Genomic DNA, 16,494 nt, shown 5'->3' with positions numbered 1-16,494 from the left:
ATTTTAAGTGATCAAAATTAAGGCAGTATTAACACTGTTTAAGCATTTACATTTTTTAAATAAATATGATTATTCTTTACGGTTTTTTTACATACAATGTGTGTTTCAAGGGACATTAAAATGAATATTTATGAACGGATGTAACTTTGATAGGCTCTATTGATTTGTAATAAAATCAAAGTCATAAAAGATATAGGATTTTTTTTAACTTGAGTTTTCTACATGAAACAATAGATGATCTAGCCTAAAATCATTTTTGCTAAAAATTTTTAAAGAATAGTCCACGTGATTATGCTACTTGCATAGTAAGAGATATTACTCTGAGTGCCATACCAATATTGAGAAACAGGTAAAGAAATACCAACCTGAGCAATTAGTTTGGGTGTAGAAAACCAGAGCGAAGGAGTCGCATAAATAATATTTCCTCCTGTATTAGGAACAACATGCGGGCCCAATTTGGTTTTATCACTATACTCACCATTAAATTCGAGCAATCCTGAAAATATATATTTTTTTTCCACGCTTTTGATATTACGTCCTATTCCCAAATTATAATAATACTGTGTGCCTTGCTGAATAGAATCCTGTTTACTGATAAATAAAACTCCTGGTGCAATAAAACTATACCAATCAATTAGAGTACGAGAGTAAGTCGCTCCAATGAAATAGGTCATCGCATCGAAACTAGAAGGACCATTTTTTTTTGAAAATCCGGATACACGTCTACTTGGATCAAGCTTTTTAGAAATTGTATTTAAATTGCTGATAGGGAAGGTAGGAGAAAAAATAATAGTGGCTTGATCTGAATATTTTGAGTTGTCGTGATTATAAAAAGCATATTCTAAATCAAGCTCAAAATCACTTATACCCGACAAATTTTGATTGTTATTTTTATAACTCGAAACAACAGGTAGCGTGAGTAATAAAGAAGCCGTGTCTGTAATTCCATAAAGTAGGGAGGGTGTTATATCTAAAATCTGTTGAGACTGGCTAAATAAATAATCGGGATTAAATGAAACAATTAATTGATTTTTATCAACAATATTTTGACCAAAAGAAAAAAATGGGCCTGGTTGTTGTGATGTTGCTAAAGAAAAATTACCTACCGTTGGAGGCTGATTGGCTAGGGTGGGCTCAATAGCTGCGGATGAAGTTGCATAACCTATGAATATTAAAAAAAACAATCTTCGGCATGAGCTTCGAAGATTGGTTTGTCCTTGCATCCTTCTCTCCCGATGAAGATCCACTTATTTCTTTTTATTTATATTTCTCCAAGCATAATCCTATGCGAGATGTAGAGCAAACATCACTCCATAAAATATTCAAAATTTAGATTCTGGCTGATTCAAATAGTTATTAGTTTTACTCAATGTCTTTTATTTGATAACTATTTTTTATATATAATATCAATATCGTCTCAACTTGACTGAGTCATTTTATTAATCCAATTGGAATAGCATTGAGGAGTTTTATGCCTACAATTCTAATTAAAGATGTAGTGCTATATGCATCAAAAAATGAAATGATTAACTTTAAATCCACTAATTTTCTTTCAAATCATACGATTAAATAAAACGAATCATTCTCAAATTAAAACCAGGTTTTGATTTGATTATTGCTTTTTCGCTCTTGTGTGCATTGATGTAACTACAGTTCCTATTGTTTCATCAGTTAAGCAATGCACCCTATAGATAAGAATAGAGTCATTTGGTGGCCTGGCGCATTTACTAAAGCTTCCCAACATCAAATAAGAAATGCAATTGAAGTAATCGATGTTACAGAACAAGAGGTAAGAAAATTTTGGTGTAATGCCATTGTGTGTAATGAGCATATTATAATTCCAGCTGGTTGTGATTTACTAAGAGCAGAATTAGAAAAAATGAATTTTAAAGTTTCTAGTTGTGACATGAGTGAATTTATTAAAGTTGGGGGCTTGCAAATGATTCTGCTTAATTATGTCTTCGCCCAAGTTATGCTAAATATTCGATTAGAAAAAAGAAAAAAATGAAAAAAAGTCCCAAGATTAAATAAAACAAAAATTCATCTTGAATGCGTCTTTGTTCTTTTTCTCTTGACCGAAGCATGTAAAACGCAATAAAAAGAAATACGACGCCAACTATTATGCTTAAAATCTGCGCTCCCACAAAGAGGGACGTAAAATAAGACGATGTTGTTTGTGTAACAGGTTCTTCTATTGGATTCATTTTCGTCACAGCCTATAAATTCATTTTTATGTATGTGAGAACTTTTTTATCCTCGCTCTATTTAACCAAGATTGCAAGTCTGAGGAAGATTTACTCAATTTTGAATGAAGTATCAAACCGTTTTGCTTGCTAATGATTTAGCGAAGCATTGCCTATTTTGTTGATATTTTAACCAAAAAAATATAAAATGCTCGAACTATGAACAGGTTTTATATTTCTACGCGATATGAAGATTTATTTAGTTGGTGGGGCAGTACGTGACAAACTGCTTGGTTCTAAACCAAAAGATAACGATTGGGTTGTAGTAGGTGCTACTCCAGAAGATATGCTGACATTGGGCTATAAGCCAGTCTCTAATGGTCAAGAAGAAAACAGCTTCCCTGTTTTTTTACATCCGGAAACCAAAGAAGAATATGCTCTTGCTCGATACGAAAAGCGAATAGGGTATGGGCATGGAGGTTTTGAGTTTGATATCTCTCCGACGATTACTTTAATAGATGATTTAAAACGGCGAGACTTGACCATAAATGCCATGGCTATGCCGGTTGAGGAAGGCGAGCTGGGAGCGTTGATTGATCCTTATAGTGGGAAAACTGATTTAGAGAAACAAATATTGCGACATGTATCGCCTGCATTTGTTGAAGACCCTCTTCGGTTGTTCAGAACGGCACGCCTTGCCGCTTGTTTAGGTTTCCAAGTAGCAAAAGAAACGTTAATGCTCATGGAACAGATGGTTGCCGAAGGCAAAGTCAGCGAATTAAGTACTGAGCGAATATGGAGTGAACTAGAAAGAGCGCTTATGGGAGCCTATCCGTCAAATTTCTTTGAAGTGATTAAAAAATGTGGTGCGGATGGTATTTTATTTCCTTATATGAACATATCAGATATTAGTGTTAAAGCCTTACAACGAGCTGCTGATCATAAAGATTCAGCTCACATCCGTTTCGCTGTATTGATGCATAATTTGACTCAAGAAGAGATAATCAAGTTTTGCAAGCAATTCAATGTACCTAGTCAGTACCGAGACTTGGCATTATTAACCAATAAGCATTTAGCGCAATTCCGCCGGATCCAAGAGCTTGATGAAAAAGGAGTATTTGACCTACTAACAAACATGGGCGCGTTTCAAAATAAAGAACGTTTTAACAATTGTTTACATGTTTTTGCTTTATGCACCCAAAACTCGTCCTCAATAGAGCAAGCACACCAAGCTTTTCAAGCAGCCCAATCTATTGATACAAAAGAACTCGCTTCGAAATATATAGGTAGTGAAATTTCTACAAAAATTAAGATATCTCGTATCGAAGCAATCAAACAATGTCTCAATAGTTCCAAATTAGATTTCGGTCTTAAGTTTTTATACTAAGTTTTGGAGCTATTCTTACCTGCACTTTTGGTAAATCTTTTTTTACCTGGTTTGTTAAACGTTGAGGTAGTTCTCTTTTTGTTATCCGGAACAGGCTTTTTAGGTTTTGAACAACTATTGGTTTGGGGGACATTGTGATTGGGTTCAAAATCTTCGATTTCAATACGGCTTAATTTACGTTGAATTAGTTTTTCTATCGCGTGTAATTGATTGACCTCATCAGCACTAACTAATGAGACGGCTAATCCTGAAGCACCAGCGCGACCCGTTCGTCCGATACGATGAACGTAATCCTCAGGTACTTGAGGCAAATCAAAATTAACCACACAAGGTAATTGATCAATATCAATGCCTCGAGCAGCAATATCTGTGGCCACCAAAATATGTAACTCCCCCGATTTAAACTCTGCTAAAGCTTTAGTACGTTGGGATTGTGATTTATTACCATGAATTGCCGCTGCATGAATTTGTGCATCTGCCAATTGCTTTACTAATTTGTTTGCACCATGTTTGGTTTTGGAAAACACCAAAGTTTGACCCCATTTGTTTTTATGGATCAAATGGCTCAGCAAAGCGGCTTTGCGGCTTTTATCTACGGGATGGACTGTTTGCTTGATTTTAACTACGGTTGTATTTCGGGGTGTAACATCAATTTCTACAGGATGATTGAGAATGGTTTTAACCAGATTACGAATTTCATCAGTAAACGTTGCTGAAAACATGAGATTTTGGCGGTCTCTGGGTAAGTGTTTAATAATACGTTTCATATCATGAATGAATCCCATATCCAACATTCTATCAGCTTCATCGAGAACTAATGTATCCACCTCATCGAATTGTATGGCTCGTTGTTGATGCAAGTCTAACAAACGTCCGGGTGTGGCGACCAGAATCTCAACACCAGAACGTAATCTCATCATTTGAGGATTAATTTTAACCCCGCCAAAGACTACCGCAGAGCGAATTGAGAGATGTCGCCCATATTCAAGGATGCTTTCATGTACTTGGCTTGCTAATTCACGAGTCGGTGTAAGAATGAGAACACGAGTTCTATTATTTTTAGCCCGAGGTTTTGAACTGAGTTTTTGTAAGATAGGTAATACGAAACTTGCGGTTTTTCCTGTTCCTGTTTGTGCCGAAGCAAGAACGTCTTTACCTGATAATACATTTGGAATGGCTTGCGTTTGAATAGGGGACGGCTCCTTGTAGTTTAATTCGTTAAGGGCTTGAAGTAATGGTTCAATTAAACCTAACGATTTAAAACTCATGCTGTTTTCCTTTATTTATTGGGTATCAGTGTAGGGGAGATAATATTATTTACATTGGTCAAAATGTTTATTTAGAGGGCAATTGTATCACAAATTTCTGAAAATACGGTAGAAATGCTTAAATCAATCACAAATTGAAGCGAGTAATATATCTTTACCAAATGTTTCTTGTGGTCCGGGAGGCTCCCCCTAGACGGGGGAATTAATCAATATCCATTTTTCAGAATAAACTCCTAGGAGGTAGATCGATCTTTAGCAAACTATCACATGAGTAGACATGCACAACTCTCTTCTTTTTTATCATTTAATGCTACAGGTTGATAGTTAGAAACTTGGCCCGAGATGAACTCGAGATTTGAAACATCCCCTAACACATATTCGATTGCTGTTTTACTAGGCCCCATACGATAAGTATGATATAGCGCTGGTGTTACTAATTGCTTGGTGACAATACCCTCAAAAGACTCCTTTAATTGTACTTGAAAAACTGCGGCAATTCGATTTACTACAGAATGACTTTCTTCTAAGGTAAGGGTTGCATATTCTTGGGCTTCTTTTTGCGTACGAAATAGCTTCATTTTTTCAGTTTTTGGAATAGCAGCTTCTATTTCCTTAGCAGGGATTGTTTCTCGCTTTTTTTGATAGGGAAACGTTTTATCCCAAGGATTTGAAGATTGACAAACGTTTACTTTCTCGCCCACAGCATAGTAACTTGTCGTATTAGGTAATTTTTTTATAACTGGATAATCCTTATTAGTTGTTTGGAGTAGACGTAAACTTTCACTTCTCAAATCTATTGAGACTTGAGCGGTTTTTTGTAAATCGAATGTGTTAAGTTTTTCTAAAATTTTGGTTTTCATTTCAAGTGGTAGTTGATCAAAAAGCATGATTTTCCTCGCGATAAAGCTGTATCAATTAATGGCAATGATATAAAAAAATATATCAACTGAGCCAATATTAGCCAATTCGTTAATTTAGGAGAATCCACTAATTTTGAAATTTATGTTTTCCAAAATTGAAAAAAATAGATACAAATTTAAATTTCAGAGTGAAATGAAGTATATGCTTCTTAGCTATTTGAACTAGGATGGTCTGATTTAATCAATGCACTAGGATGATTTTTATTTTTAAGAGGTTGTTCATCAGTTGGTTACTATTGATTTAAGCCAAGCTAAAGTAGTCATGAGTCTATTTTATGTATTACGAGTAATAAATATACAATAAGAGCATAATTTTAATATTACCTTAATAAAACATTATTAGAATATATCACTATTCATTATTCAATTATTCATCGGATAACTAGCAAACTGTTGACTTGACACAAGCTACACGAGTTGTCTGTACTGAATGGAGGGCTGGTAAACTTAACTAAAATCAATAAGCAGATTTCCTGTTGAGATAGATATTTAAGTTTAATCAGTTTTTTGTATCAACATTTTGAACGAGTAGTTGCATTAAACACCTATCAATACCTTTCAGTGATACCCACTTACGCTTACCAACTGAGCGTTGTGATTAGGATTGTGAATGCACTATCAAATCTCATCTCAATTTAACATTTAACTAATTTAATTTTTTAAAGGTAACAAAATGACAATACGCTATATCTCGTTTGGTATTGAGAACGGACTGTTTAATATGAGTTATACCCATGCGGATCATCAAAATTTTACGAAACATTTAGGCGATGCAGTTTTAGTGCATAATAAAGCCTTTCTTGATACATTAAAAGAACAAAATAAATCCTATACTTCTGTCTATGCTTTTCTTTATTCCAACAGGCAATCTTATGAGGTCGATCTAGCTAATCAATATCAAGAGGGGTTCAAAGGCTCTGCTTTTTCTGCAATTGAGACTGTTTGCAACGATTTAGATATCATCTTCGATTCTTTTCTATTAGCAGATCTCTATAATAACCTTCCCTATGGGACAGCGTTTGCAAAAGCTCTTGCAGAAGTGAAAAATGGGAATGATCTCACAAATCCTGATAGCTCAAACCACCCTTATTGTCCCTCTGACCGTGACAAAGTACCACTACTGTTCGCGCAAATGCAAAAGGCAGCTATTGATGCTGCTGCCAAATATCCTGATGAAGAGATTATTTTTGATGTCTTTGATAGTCACAAGCATACACTTGATTATACAAAAAGTTTTTTTTCAGAGAATAAGCACCTTATTCCCAAGGGAATGACTTTAAATTTAAACTACTATGATGGTGGAACGCCAAGTTTTGACTGCAGTATTGAAGGTGAGGGTGTTGTTTATTTGAATTATGCAAAACACACGATTGAATTATTGAACCAGGGTTTTCTTTCCCGAGAAGATTATGTAAGGTCATGTATCCATCCAGAAAGTCCCAAGACGCTATTGAATATTGTCGCTCAGTACTTTGCCAGACACCAAGACTTATATGAAGCTGAACGGGTACCGGAAGAGGTAACGGAGCGAGTCAGATCCGCTTGTCGGGAGCTTGGTCTTGATGAGATTGCATTTAAAGACAGCGAAACTGCAATAAATGTGGGACTAGAAGCACAGGGAGAAAACAAAAATTTGGATAATGCGGGAGACTGCGAACAAGCTCCGCCTGCTGAGCTCCCTGCGATCAGTTCACAAACAAGCCTATCCACTCCTGGGCGAAGCCAATATGGATTTTATGCCGCTGGAGAGAAAGAAGAGCAAGAACAGACAGAACCTTCGAAACAGAAATGTAGTTCATCGCGTTTTTGCATTGTCTCATAAGCCAGAAACCTTTGTTGCAGCTACGTCAGTGCTGCGACAAAGGTTTAATTGACTTCTCGTCCCGGTGATGATTTGAGCCTTCCGACCAGTCCCTAGGAAATATTACCCCTGAACTAAAAAGGGCAAAGACATAACATACATGCTGCATAAATTCGAACTGCACAGAAAAAAGCTGCTATACTTTATCTACAAAATGTTCAAAAATATTCACAATATTGAATAATAGAATAAAAATGAAAAACACACATAAAACCATTAACTTAGGGCTTCAAGGAGGTGGCGCTCATGGTGCTTTTACATGGGGTGTTTTGGATTATTTATTAGAAGATGGGCGTTTGGATATAGAGGGGGTGAGTTCCACTAGTGCGGGAACAATGAATGCGGCAATATTGGCGCAAGGCCTTTTGAATCTTGATCGAGATGAAGCCCGCCAAGCATTATATAATTTTTGGGAAGAAATTAGTAAAATTAATAGTCTAACATCTTTTAAACACTGGTTTGGTAACCCTTGGTTTTCTTTGGATCAATATAGCTTGGATCACTCACCATTTTATTTTTGGTTTGAGATGATTACCCACTTGATGTCGCCATACCAATTCAATCCTTTTAATTTCAATCCAATGCGTACTATTCTTGAGAAAAGCATCGATTTTGAGGCGTTAAGAAAAAGGTCTACGGTAAAGCTATTTGTTTGTGCAACCAATGTGGAAACGGGTAAGGTTCGTATTTTTACTAACTCTGAGTTGTCTGTAGATGCGTTACTTGCGTCCGCTTGTCTTCCATTTCTATTTCAATCCGTCAAAATTAAAGATCAATATTACTGGGATGGTGGATACATCGGTAATCCTGCAATTTATCCATTAATTTACAATTGTAAATGCCAAGATGTGGTGATTGTACATATAAATCCTATTATCCGCTCAGGTACACTTCATCATGTAGGTGAAATTCTTAATCGTGTGAATGAGGTAAGTTTTAATTCCTCTCTTATGCGTGAAATGAGGGCAATTGCTTTTGTGACTGATTTGATTGATAGTAAACAAGCAGAAGGACTTGACCTTAAACGAATGCATATGCATTCAATTCGTGCAGATGATGAAATGACTAAACATGATGTTTCTACAAAACTTAATGCTGATTGGAACTTTTTAGTACATTTACGTGATCAAGGACGCCTTATTGCTAAAAGTTGGATTCATGACAATTTTTCTAAAATAGGAAAAAAGTCTTCGGTGGATATTCGGAAAGAGTTCCTTTAGCTGATGTATGAATTACCTAAAACTCAGACTACCTTTTAATTTCTGCTATAATTATTTTAAAGTTTTATAACTGCATGATTTATGGAATAAAAATGGGGCAGGCACATAAACTTATTAATCTTGGACTTCAAGGAGGCGGCGCCCACGGGGCATTTACATGGGGGGTTTTAGATTATTTACTCGAAGATGGCCGTTTAGATATAGAAGGGGTGAGTGCCACAAGTATTGGTTCAATGAATGCAGTAGTTCTTACACAAGGCTTATTAAATGATGATCGTGATGAAGCACGACAAGCACTACATGATTTTTGGTATGATATTAGCTGTAGCCTGGGTTATTTTTCATTCCATTCATGGTTTGATATACCGTGGATGCGGACTCATGAGTACAATCTAGAGGGCTCACCATTTTATCACTACTTTGAATTGATAACGCAAATGTTCTCCCCTTATCAATTTAACCCACTCAATATCAATCCAATGAAATCAATTATTGAAAAAAACATTGATTTTGATGCCATTAGAAAAAAATCAAAAGTTAAACTCTTTATCTGTGCAACCAATGAAGAGACGTGTAAAGTCCGCATTTTTACTAATCCTGAATTATCAGTAGAAACTATTCTTGCCTCCTCATGCTTACCGAACCTTTCTCAATCAATTGAAATAGATGGTCAAAAATATTGGAATGGGGGATACATTGGTAACCCAGCTATTTTCCCATTAATATACAATTGTGGCAGTCAGGATATTGTAATTGTACATCTCAATCCAATACATAGACGCGGAGTTCCACACACTGCATCAGAAGTTCTTAATCGCATTAATGAAATTAGTTTTAATTCAACCTTATTGCGTGAAATGCGTGCTATCGCATTTGTTTCAAAGTTACTCGATTTAAAAAAGGATAAAAATCTGAAACTTAAAAAAATGCTTATACACTCCATTCGAGCTGACAAGGAAATGGCACATTATGGGGTTTCTTCTAAACATAATGTAGATTGGGATTTTCTCTGCTATTTACGAGATAGAGGTCGTTTACATACTAAAAAATGGCTGAAACAAAACTTTTCTAAAATTGGCAAAGAATCTTCAGTGGATATCTACAAAGAATTTCTCTAAATTAAATAATATAAAATTTTTTATAGAGAAAGACGTGTTATATGCAAAAAATTTACATTTTCAGGCGTACACCATTAGCTGATTATCATGTTAAGCCCTACATATTAAAATTGGTCGTTCTGTCAGGTATTTAAAAGATGATCTTGACTTTTAGTTGGAATTACACAGAAACTAAATTCAAATATAGAAAGCTGGGATTAGGTCACAGCGTTCTCAAAGCTAATATGCTTAAATTTTCCAGGTATAGTATCTTTTAGTAACGTATCTATTTGAGCAGCAAAAGGTTGATATAAGGATGGACGCCGAGGAAAAATTCTGTCGTTTATCCAATAAACCGGCCATCCCTCAGTAGTTTCGATGCATTTTTTCGCAAAATTTGTAATTTTAAATTTTTCTTCAATTTGAATACAGCCACGTAGAAAAATATCAACATAGGATTGGACAATTGGGAAATTTTTGGAAGGTAATTGATTCTCAGTTGAAGTTATAGTGTATATCCAAACTTGTTTTTGAGTTGAACTGTTCGAAGATTGAGAGAGGAAAACGAGGTTATCAGGATTAATTTGCTCTCTGCAATAAATACTTTCTCTTTTATCATAACTTCTGATTTTTGATGGATTGTCCAATTGATAACTTACGCCAATAAAAGAAGAGCTTTTATTTTTAATTGCAGATAAAAATGTAGTATTCACACCAGGTAAATTTCCGTGTCCTGCCCAAATTCTTTTATATCCTTTTATCAAAACGGGAAAACTCTCTTCAGCATATGGATCTGTTCTTTTTTTAGAGGTCTCATCGATTAAACTTCCATAGCCAACAATATATTGAGGAAGATTAGGGTTGATTTTTGGGTGGCAGTCAAAAGCAAAAGAAGGGAGAGAGAATAACAACAATAAGAATAACTCAAACTTCTTCATACTGCGTACTTCCATTTATTAAGGGCTTTAAGGCTATAACTATACTCATAATTGCTTATTGCATCAGTATATAAAAAAGATTAGAGGTATTTTATATAATGCTTTGAATTTTACTGGCGTCCCGGAGAGGATTTGAACCTCCGACCTGCCCCTTAGGAGGGGGCTGCGCTATCCAGCTGTGCCACCGGGACTTTAACGGCGTAAGTCTACCGTTATCATGAAAAAATAACAACGTCTATTGGCGCAAATGTGTTTTTTGATTTTTGAATTTAATCATTAAAAATGAGTTAATTATGAGCATTTTTCTGGCTCAATGTGGTATAATCCATCGACCTTTTTTTTGAGCATGTATGATGGACACTTCAGATTTAAAATATCCATTTCATTCAGCCTGGAATTTTTTGTGGCAGGTCATCAAGCCTTATCGGTGGTGGTATGTCTTAATGTTTCAGGCTCCGGTGCTCACTGCGTTTTATATTTTTGCGAATAACTATTCGTTTAAGCTTCTTGTGGATGCGTTTTCTAGCGAGACAATTGCTTCATATCATCAATTGGTATTTCCTATTGTGCTATTTATTACAGCGCAAGTTATATTGGATGTTGTTTGGCGTATTAGTGATTTCGCAGAGTGGAAAGCCGAGCCCTATGCACGGCAGCGATTATTGTCTTCCGCGTACGATTATGTCCAACATCATTCCTATAATTATTTTCAAAATATGCCGAGCGGTACGGTAATTAGTAAGCTCAAAGGGCTTTTGGATGGATATGATAGTGTTTTTGCTAATCTTCACCATATTGTAGGCAAACACTTTTGTGTGGTTATTGTTTCTGTTTTTGTTTTATTGGTGGTCAATTTTAGTGTGTTTTGTTTTATGCTGGCCTGGTGTGTATTAGTTATGGCAATTATGCTACCTATGGCGCTCAAACTAAATCAGCTTTCTAATAATATGGCTGAAAGTAAACATCAGGTAATCGGTGCTTTCTCTGATAATATTACTAATATTTTCTCTTTGTTTTATTTTGCAAAACGTCGTGCTGAACATCGACGTGTTAATGAGCTGATGTTGGCTGATTTTGTGCCACGGCAAATTGAACTTTATCAGTATGATTTTAAATTTAATATTGTCGGCTCAGTGCTGTATTGGTTCATGTTGATTGCTGTTTTTATATTTATGATTTACCTACGTATTCACGGTCAGATTTCTACTGGCGATTTTCTATTTGTCATGCTCACGGCCATTACCATTTCTTTTGATTTATGGTCGCTTATGAGTAGTCTTTGCACTTTCTTAAAAGAAATAGGAGATTTTAAATCGTCTTTTGGTATTTTGGCGACGCCTCATGATGAAGTAGATACATTTCATGCACACGCATATCAGATAAATCAAGGTAAAATTGAGTTTAAACAGCTCTCATTTGCATATCGTGAAGGAGCTCCTTTTGTATTTAAGGATCTTAACTTATTGATCAAACCTGGTGAGAAGATTGGTTTGGTAGGACATTCTGGTGCAGGTAAATCAACATTGGTTTCTTTATTGTTAAAGAACTTCAGACCTACAGCTGGGCAAATTTTAATTGATGATAAGCCTGTCTCAGAGATAACTTCAGACTCTTTGCGCCAACAAGTTGCTCTTATTCCTCAAGACATTATGCTTTTTCATCGTTCTATTGGTGAAAATATTGGTTATGCAAAAGAGAATGCAACCCAAGAAGAAATTAAACGCGCCGCTGTGATGGCTAACATTGATGACTTTATTGAATCACTACCTGAGAAATATGATACTTTGGTTGGTGAGCGGGGGGTGAAGCTTTCAGGAGGCCAGCGTCAACGCATTGCGATTGCACGAGCATTTTTAAAAAATGCATCCATTGTTGTTCTTGATGAGGCGACCTCAAGTTTGGATACCCTTTCAGAGCAAGAAATTCAACAATCAATTAATGCCATGCTGGAGCAAAACAATGCGACAGTGATAGCTATTGCTCATCGTCTCTCTACCATTCGCCATATGGATCGCATTGTGGTCATGGAAGGGGGGGTGATTATTGAAGAAGGTGCTTTTAACGAGCTGATAAATAATGAAGACAGTTACTTCAAAATGCTTTGGGACAGTCAAGTTAATGGGATGGTTTTATAAAATGAAAAAATGTATTGTTTTTTTAATTGCTTCTTTGGCAATTAATTCTATGGTGTTTGCAAATAATAACTGCTTTATTGCTAAAGAGGGCGCAGTCACGCTAAAACAAGAAGGTCAATGTTCTCAGCGCCATGCACCTTGCTCGACTTTTAAAATTGCGATCAGTTTAATGGGGTTTGATAAGGGGATATTAACCGACAAAACTCACCCAGAATGGCCTTTTCAACAAGGATACAATGATTGGCTGGATGTTTGGAAACAACCGCATAATCCAACCACTTGGATACAACATAGTTGTGTGTGGTACAGTCAGCTTATTACGCAAAAATTAGGAATGGAACAATTTAAGCATTATATGCATGTTCTTAATTATGGAAATCAGGATGTTTCTGGCGATAAGGGCATGAATAATGGCTTAGTTCGTGCTTGGCTTTCAAGTTCGTTGCAAATTTCACCACAAGAGCAAGTCGAGTTTTTGTCTGCCTTGACTCAAAACAAGCTTCCTGTAAGCCATTATTCCATGCAAATGACCCGTGAGCTTCTTTTTATTGAGAATTTGCCCGGAGGCTGGAGGCTGTACGGTAAAACAGGAGCCGGCAACCCGTTTAAGAAAGATGGTTCTCGAAATACAGACAAGCAGCTCGGATGGTTTGTTGGCTGGATAGAGAACAATTCACATACTATTTTGTTTGCTCAATATATTGAAGATAATGCTACACCTGACTATTCAACGGGAAAACGTGCAAGAGAAATTGCGAAACAAAAATTAATCTCATTGACGCAAGAAGATAAGTTTAAAAGATCTTAAATAAATTGTAGCCTGGGTACCACATTAGTGGAACCCGGGAATTTCTAAAACAATTGTTTCGAATTCCACTACGCTGCATCCAGGCTGCGAAATGAGTAAGCGTGGTTTTGCGTTTACTCTGCGTAACAATATATATCACCACCACTTGGAATACCGGCATGGAATATAACGGCATCTAAGCCAACAATATCTCTTTTTTCTTTTAAGCAACGATATCCCGGATAAGTATAATAATAATCACCTTCAGGGACTGCCGTTCCTTCAATAGTAGTATAAGTATGTGCTTTTTCATCTACAGTGATGGGAACACTTTTCCAACTTTTAGTTTCCGTGATAATTACATTATCAGCTAAAGCGACTGTAGTAATCGTTAGCAATAAAGCTGTTAGTAGTTTTTTCATTTTGTATCCCTCCTTACTCATTGATCCATAATAAGATACATTTTCTTTAATAAAATATATCTGACAAATTATAGTACAAATTGGTCAAAAATCAAATTTAAAGTTTTGGAGTGTCACATAAAAAAATACAAAAAATCAATTGATTAAAGTGTTTTAATCTTCCCTCAAAAACGAGGGAAGAATTTATTAAAAGTGTTTATGAGTATGACTGGTAGTGTGTCCATGCGTATGATTGTCATCATGTCCATGAATAGTTCCGTTAGTGGGATGTCCATGTGAGTGATCGCTATTTACGTATACCGAGCTGGTACCGTAATCAGGAGATGGAAAGCCGTTATAAACAGAAGAAGGAGGGTAAAACCCATAACTTCCATAACTACTATATCCAGGGGTAGTGGTACTTACTGTAGTATAAGAGTCATTGTTACAATTACATAAAAAAGGGAGTACGAGCATCAGTCCAATTGCAAAAATAGCGAGGGGTAATGCTGGTGTAAAGATAAAGGCTGAGGCGAGTAATGTTTTCGCTGCTACCGCAGTTGCTGCTGCTGCAGCTGATTTTAGTGATACGAAAGCAATAATTCCTGCGGTGGCTATGGCAGCAGCAGTTATTGCGGCCATACATTTAAGTAAAAAATTATAATTGGTATCATCTTCTTGTTGTTTATTCCTCTTGGTCATTTTTCACCTCCTGTGTTGTACCAGATTAAATAAATTTGAATTTAAATCTATTGATTAATGCCGAAATTGCATTTTCGAACGCTTTAGGATTCTACTATAGGGAAGAAAAATGTCATCTTAATTTTTTTTACGTTCATGCCCTATTCACAATTTGCACATCTTGCGCGAAATAAAACTTCGGAAACCCCACTACTGATGTAGGCAACATTGGGACGAAGCTAAGAGTATTTTTCTATATTTACTTTTGGCCTACGTTCTGTGACTTGTTCGCGGGATCCAGCTACGAAGCCTACATTCCTTCCGTTCCCCAAGAGGCAAGTATACCTCCTGAACGGTTACATTTTTTTCTTATTGGAAAGACAACGGTTCTTGTGTAATTGTTGTAGATGAAAGAAATCAATCGGTCATTTGATCGAATTTACCCCGTAAGGGTAAAACCCTTACGCAGGTATGTGAAGTTTTTTGAAGTGATAAGTATCTCTATTCGTCATCCCAGCTTAAAGTACCGCCTGCTTGATATTCAATGACACGAGTTTCAAAGAAATTCTTTTCTTTTTTCAAATCCATCATTTCACTCATCCAAGGGAACGGATTTGTAGCACCAGGATATTGCTCTGGCAAGCCAATTTGGCTTAAACGACGATTAGCAATGAAGTGCAAATACTCTTCAAACATTTCAGCGTTCATTCCCAGAATGCCTTGAGGCATAGTGTCCTTAGCATATTGATATTCCAATGCAACACCTTGGCGAATTAGTTGAATCATTTCTTCTTTAAATTCAGGTGTCCACAAATTTGGGTTCTCAATTTTAATTTGGTTTATGACATCAATACCAAAATTCATGTGCATGGACTCATCACGTAGAATGTATTGGAATTGCTCTGAAGTTCCTACCATTTTATTGCGACGACCCATGGAGAGAATTTGAGTAAAACCAACATAGAAAAAGATCCCTTCAAAAATTACATAGAAGGCAATTAAGTCGCGTAATAATCGCTGATCGTTTGCTAAAGTACCTGTATGGAATGTTTCATCACCCAAGCTTTGAGTAAAAGGTAGTGCCCAAGCTGCTTTAGTCGCTACGGATGGAATTTCACGATACATATTAAAGACCTCTGCTTCATCAAGGCCTAAGCTCTCAATGACGTATTGATACGCATGCGTATGCAGCGCTTCTTCAAAGGCCTGACGTAATAAGTACTGTCTGCACTCAGGATTCGTAATATGTCTGTACACAGCGAGTACTAGATTATTGGCAACTAACGAGTCTGCTGTTGAGAAAAATCCTAAATTACGTTTGATAATTAAACGCTCCGCTTCTGTAAGCCCGTTAGGATCTTTCCAGAGCGCTACGTCAGCGCTCATATTAATTTCATTAGGCATCCAGTGGTTGGCACAAGCAGTTAAATACTTGTCCCATGCCCATTTATATTTAAAAGGGACGAGCTGATTTAAGTCTGCGCGGCAGTTAATGATGCGTTTATCATCCACATGGATGCGCGCTGCCCCCATTTCGAGCGGTTCATATCCAGTGGCACCAGTATGAATTATATCTTGTTGTTGTATGATGTTTTCTGACATTTAAATTCTCCTGA

General features: G+C 36.3%; 14 protein-coding genes and 1 tRNA gene. 7 read left to right on the top strand and 8 right to left on the bottom strand.

Annotated features, from left to right (window positions below; genetic code table 11):
• Positions 1 to 269: 269 nt before the first annotated feature.
• On the bottom strand, positions 270 to 1,223 hold the full coding sequence (locus ACWTEW_RS25835; RefSeq protein ID WP_454780961.1) for a hypothetical protein: 954 nt from the start codon (positions 1,221 to 1,223) through the stop codon (positions 270 to 272).
• A gap of 455 nt (positions 1,224 to 1,678) precedes the next feature.
• Here ACWTEW_RS25835 and ACWTEW_RS25830 point away from each other — a divergent pair, with 455 nt between their 5' ends.
• Positions 1,679 to 2,008, top strand: coding sequence for a hypothetical protein (locus ACWTEW_RS25830; protein ID WP_454780960.1), 330 nt, complete (start codon positions 1,679 to 1,681; stop codon positions 2,006 to 2,008).
• Between the two features lie 422 nt (positions 2,009 to 2,430).
• Positions 2,431 to 3,570: a tRNA nucleotidyltransferase/poly(A) polymerase-related protein gene (locus ACWTEW_RS25825; RefSeq protein ID WP_454780959.1), complete on the top strand. Its 1,140-nt coding sequence runs from the start codon at positions 2,431 to 2,433 to the stop codon at positions 3,568 to 3,570.
• On the opposite strand, the gene ACWTEW_RS25820 is transcribed toward ACWTEW_RS25825, so the two are convergent.
• Positions 3,567 to 4,838, bottom strand: coding sequence for a DEAD/DEAH box helicase (locus ACWTEW_RS25820; RefSeq protein WP_454780958.1), 1,272 nt, complete (start codon positions 4,836 to 4,838; stop codon positions 3,567 to 3,569). The two genes, ACWTEW_RS25825 and ACWTEW_RS25820, sit on opposite strands and share 4 nt — an antisense overlap.
• A 263-nt stretch (positions 4,839 to 5,101) precedes the next feature.
• A complete protein-coding gene (locus ACWTEW_RS25815; RefSeq protein ID WP_454780957.1) occupies positions 5,102 to 5,725 on the bottom strand; it encodes an F-box protein in 624 nt (207 codons plus the stop codon).
• 706 nt (positions 5,726 to 6,431) lie between these two features.
• Between ACWTEW_RS25815 and ACWTEW_RS25810 the strand changes: the two genes are divergently transcribed.
• The 3 genes from ACWTEW_RS25810 to ACWTEW_RS25800 all read left to right on the top strand — a co-directional run bounded on the left by ACWTEW_RS25810 (position 6,432) and on the right by ACWTEW_RS25800 (position 9,957).
• The gene (locus ACWTEW_RS25810; RefSeq protein WP_454780956.1) at positions 6,432 to 7,580 is read left to right on the top strand and encodes a hypothetical protein; all 1,149 of its coding nucleotides are present in this window, start codon (positions 6,432 to 6,434) and stop codon (positions 7,578 to 7,580) included.
• 233 nt (positions 7,581 to 7,813) lie between these two features.
• Entirely contained in the window at positions 7,814 to 8,839 is a 1,026-nt protein-coding gene (locus tag ACWTEW_RS25805; protein WP_454780955.1) for a patatin-like phospholipase family protein, read from the top strand.
• Positions 8,840 to 8,931: 92 nt separating this feature from the next.
• Positions 8,932 to 9,957: a patatin-like phospholipase family protein gene (locus tag ACWTEW_RS25800; RefSeq protein WP_454780954.1), complete on the top strand. Its 1,026-nt coding sequence runs from the start codon at positions 8,932 to 8,934 to the stop codon at positions 9,955 to 9,957.
• Positions 9,958 to 10,154: 197 nt separating this feature from the next.
• Here ACWTEW_RS25800 and ACWTEW_RS25795 read toward each other — a convergent pair whose 3' ends face one another.
• Together ACWTEW_RS25795 and ACWTEW_RS25790 are read right to left on the bottom strand one after the other, a co-directional pair.
• Positions 10,155 to 10,874, bottom strand: a complete 720-nt coding sequence (locus tag ACWTEW_RS25795) for a gamma-glutamylcyclotransferase family protein (RefSeq protein WP_454780953.1) — start codon at positions 10,872 to 10,874, stop codon at positions 10,155 to 10,157.
• Positions 10,875 to 10,988: 114 nt separating this feature from the next.
• A tRNA-Arg gene (locus ACWTEW_RS25790) sits at positions 10,989 to 11,065 on the bottom strand.
• Between the two features lie 159 nt (positions 11,066 to 11,224).
• Between ACWTEW_RS25790 and ACWTEW_RS25785 the strand changes: the two genes are divergently transcribed.
• Both ACWTEW_RS25785 and blaOXA read left to right on the top strand, forming a co-directional pair.
• Positions 11,225 to 13,009 carry an ABC transporter ATP-binding protein gene (locus ACWTEW_RS25785; RefSeq protein ID WP_454780952.1) on the top strand — a complete coding sequence of 595 codons (1,785 nt, stop codon included), beginning with the start codon at positions 11,225 to 11,227 and terminating at the stop codon, positions 13,007 to 13,009.
• Between the two features lies 1 nt (position 13,010).
• Positions 13,011 to 13,817: a class D beta-lactamase gene (gene blaOXA, locus ACWTEW_RS25780; RefSeq protein WP_454780951.1), complete on the top strand. Its 807-nt coding sequence runs from the start codon at positions 13,011 to 13,013 to the stop codon at positions 13,815 to 13,817.
• Positions 13,818 to 13,930: 113 nt separating this feature from the next.
• Here the strand turns inward: blaOXA and ACWTEW_RS25775 are convergent, their stop codons facing one another.
• From ACWTEW_RS25775 to ACWTEW_RS25765, 3 genes are all read right to left on the bottom strand, one after another.
• Positions 13,931 to 14,218, bottom strand: a complete 288-nt coding sequence (locus tag ACWTEW_RS25775; protein WP_454780950.1) for a hypothetical protein — start codon at positions 14,216 to 14,218, stop codon at positions 13,931 to 13,933.
• 186 nt (positions 14,219 to 14,404) lie between these two features.
• Entirely contained in the window at positions 14,405 to 14,899 is a 495-nt protein-coding gene (locus tag ACWTEW_RS25770) for a hypothetical protein (protein ID WP_454780949.1), read from the bottom strand.
• A 480-nt stretch (positions 14,900 to 15,379) separates the two neighbouring features.
• Positions 15,380 to 16,480: a ribonucleotide-diphosphate reductase subunit beta gene (locus tag ACWTEW_RS25765; RefSeq protein ID WP_454780948.1), complete on the bottom strand. Its 1,101-nt coding sequence runs from the start codon at positions 16,478 to 16,480 to the stop codon at positions 15,380 to 15,382.
• Positions 16,481 to 16,494 lie beyond the last annotated feature (14 nt).

The sequence above is a fragment of the Legionella stuttgartensis genome (genome assembly GCF_977063405.2).
The sequence above is the reverse complement of the archived record's forward strand: the minus strand, read 5'-3'. Positions and strand labels throughout refer to the sequence as shown.

Excerpts from the sequence above, each read along its gene's own strand:
- ACWTEW_RS25825 (WP_454780959.1), top strand. The coding sequence starts at position 2,431 with ATGAAGATTTATTTAGTTGGTGGGGCAGTACGTGACAAACTGCTTGGT.
- ACWTEW_RS25775 (WP_454780950.1), bottom strand. The coding sequence starts at position 14,218 with ATGAAAAAACTACTAACAGCTTTATTGCTAACGATTACTACAGTCGCT.
- ACWTEW_RS25785 (WP_454780952.1), top strand. The coding sequence starts at position 11,225 with ATGATGGACACTTCAGATTTAAAATATCCATTTCATTCAGCCTGGAAT.
- ACWTEW_RS25800 (WP_454780954.1), top strand. The coding sequence starts at position 8,932 with ATGGGGCAGGCACATAAACTTATTAATCTTGGACTTCAAGGAGGCGGC.
- ACWTEW_RS25765 (WP_454780948.1), bottom strand. The coding sequence starts at position 16,480 with ATGTCAGAAAACATCATACAACAACAAGATATAATTCATACTGGTGCC.
- ACWTEW_RS25810 (WP_454780956.1), top strand. The coding sequence starts at position 6,432 with ATGACAATACGCTATATCTCGTTTGGTATTGAGAACGGACTGTTTAAT.
- ACWTEW_RS25805 (WP_454780955.1), top strand. The coding sequence starts at position 7,814 with ATGAAAAACACACATAAAACCATTAACTTAGGGCTTCAAGGAGGTGGC.
- ACWTEW_RS25815 (WP_454780957.1), bottom strand. The coding sequence starts at position 5,725 with ATGCTTTTTGATCAACTACCACTTGAAATGAAAACCAAAATTTTAGAA.
- ACWTEW_RS25835 (WP_454780961.1), bottom strand. The coding sequence starts at position 1,223 with ATGCAAGGACAAACCAATCTTCGAAGCTCATGCCGAAGATTGTTTTTT.
- blaOXA (WP_454780951.1), top strand. The coding sequence starts at position 13,011 with ATGAAAAAATGTATTGTTTTTTTAATTGCTTCTTTGGCAATTAATTCT.
- ACWTEW_RS25820 (WP_454780958.1), bottom strand. The coding sequence starts at position 4,838 with ATGAGTTTTAAATCGTTAGGTTTAATTGAACCATTACTTCAAGCCCTT.
- ACWTEW_RS25770 (WP_454780949.1), bottom strand. The coding sequence starts at position 14,899 with ATGACCAAGAGGAATAAACAACAAGAAGATGATACCAATTATAATTTT.
- ACWTEW_RS25830 (WP_454780960.1), top strand. The coding sequence starts at position 1,679 with ATGCACCCTATAGATAAGAATAGAGTCATTTGGTGGCCTGGCGCATTT.
- ACWTEW_RS25795 (WP_454780953.1), bottom strand. The coding sequence starts at position 10,874 with ATGAAGAAGTTTGAGTTATTCTTATTGTTGTTATTCTCTCTCCCTTCT.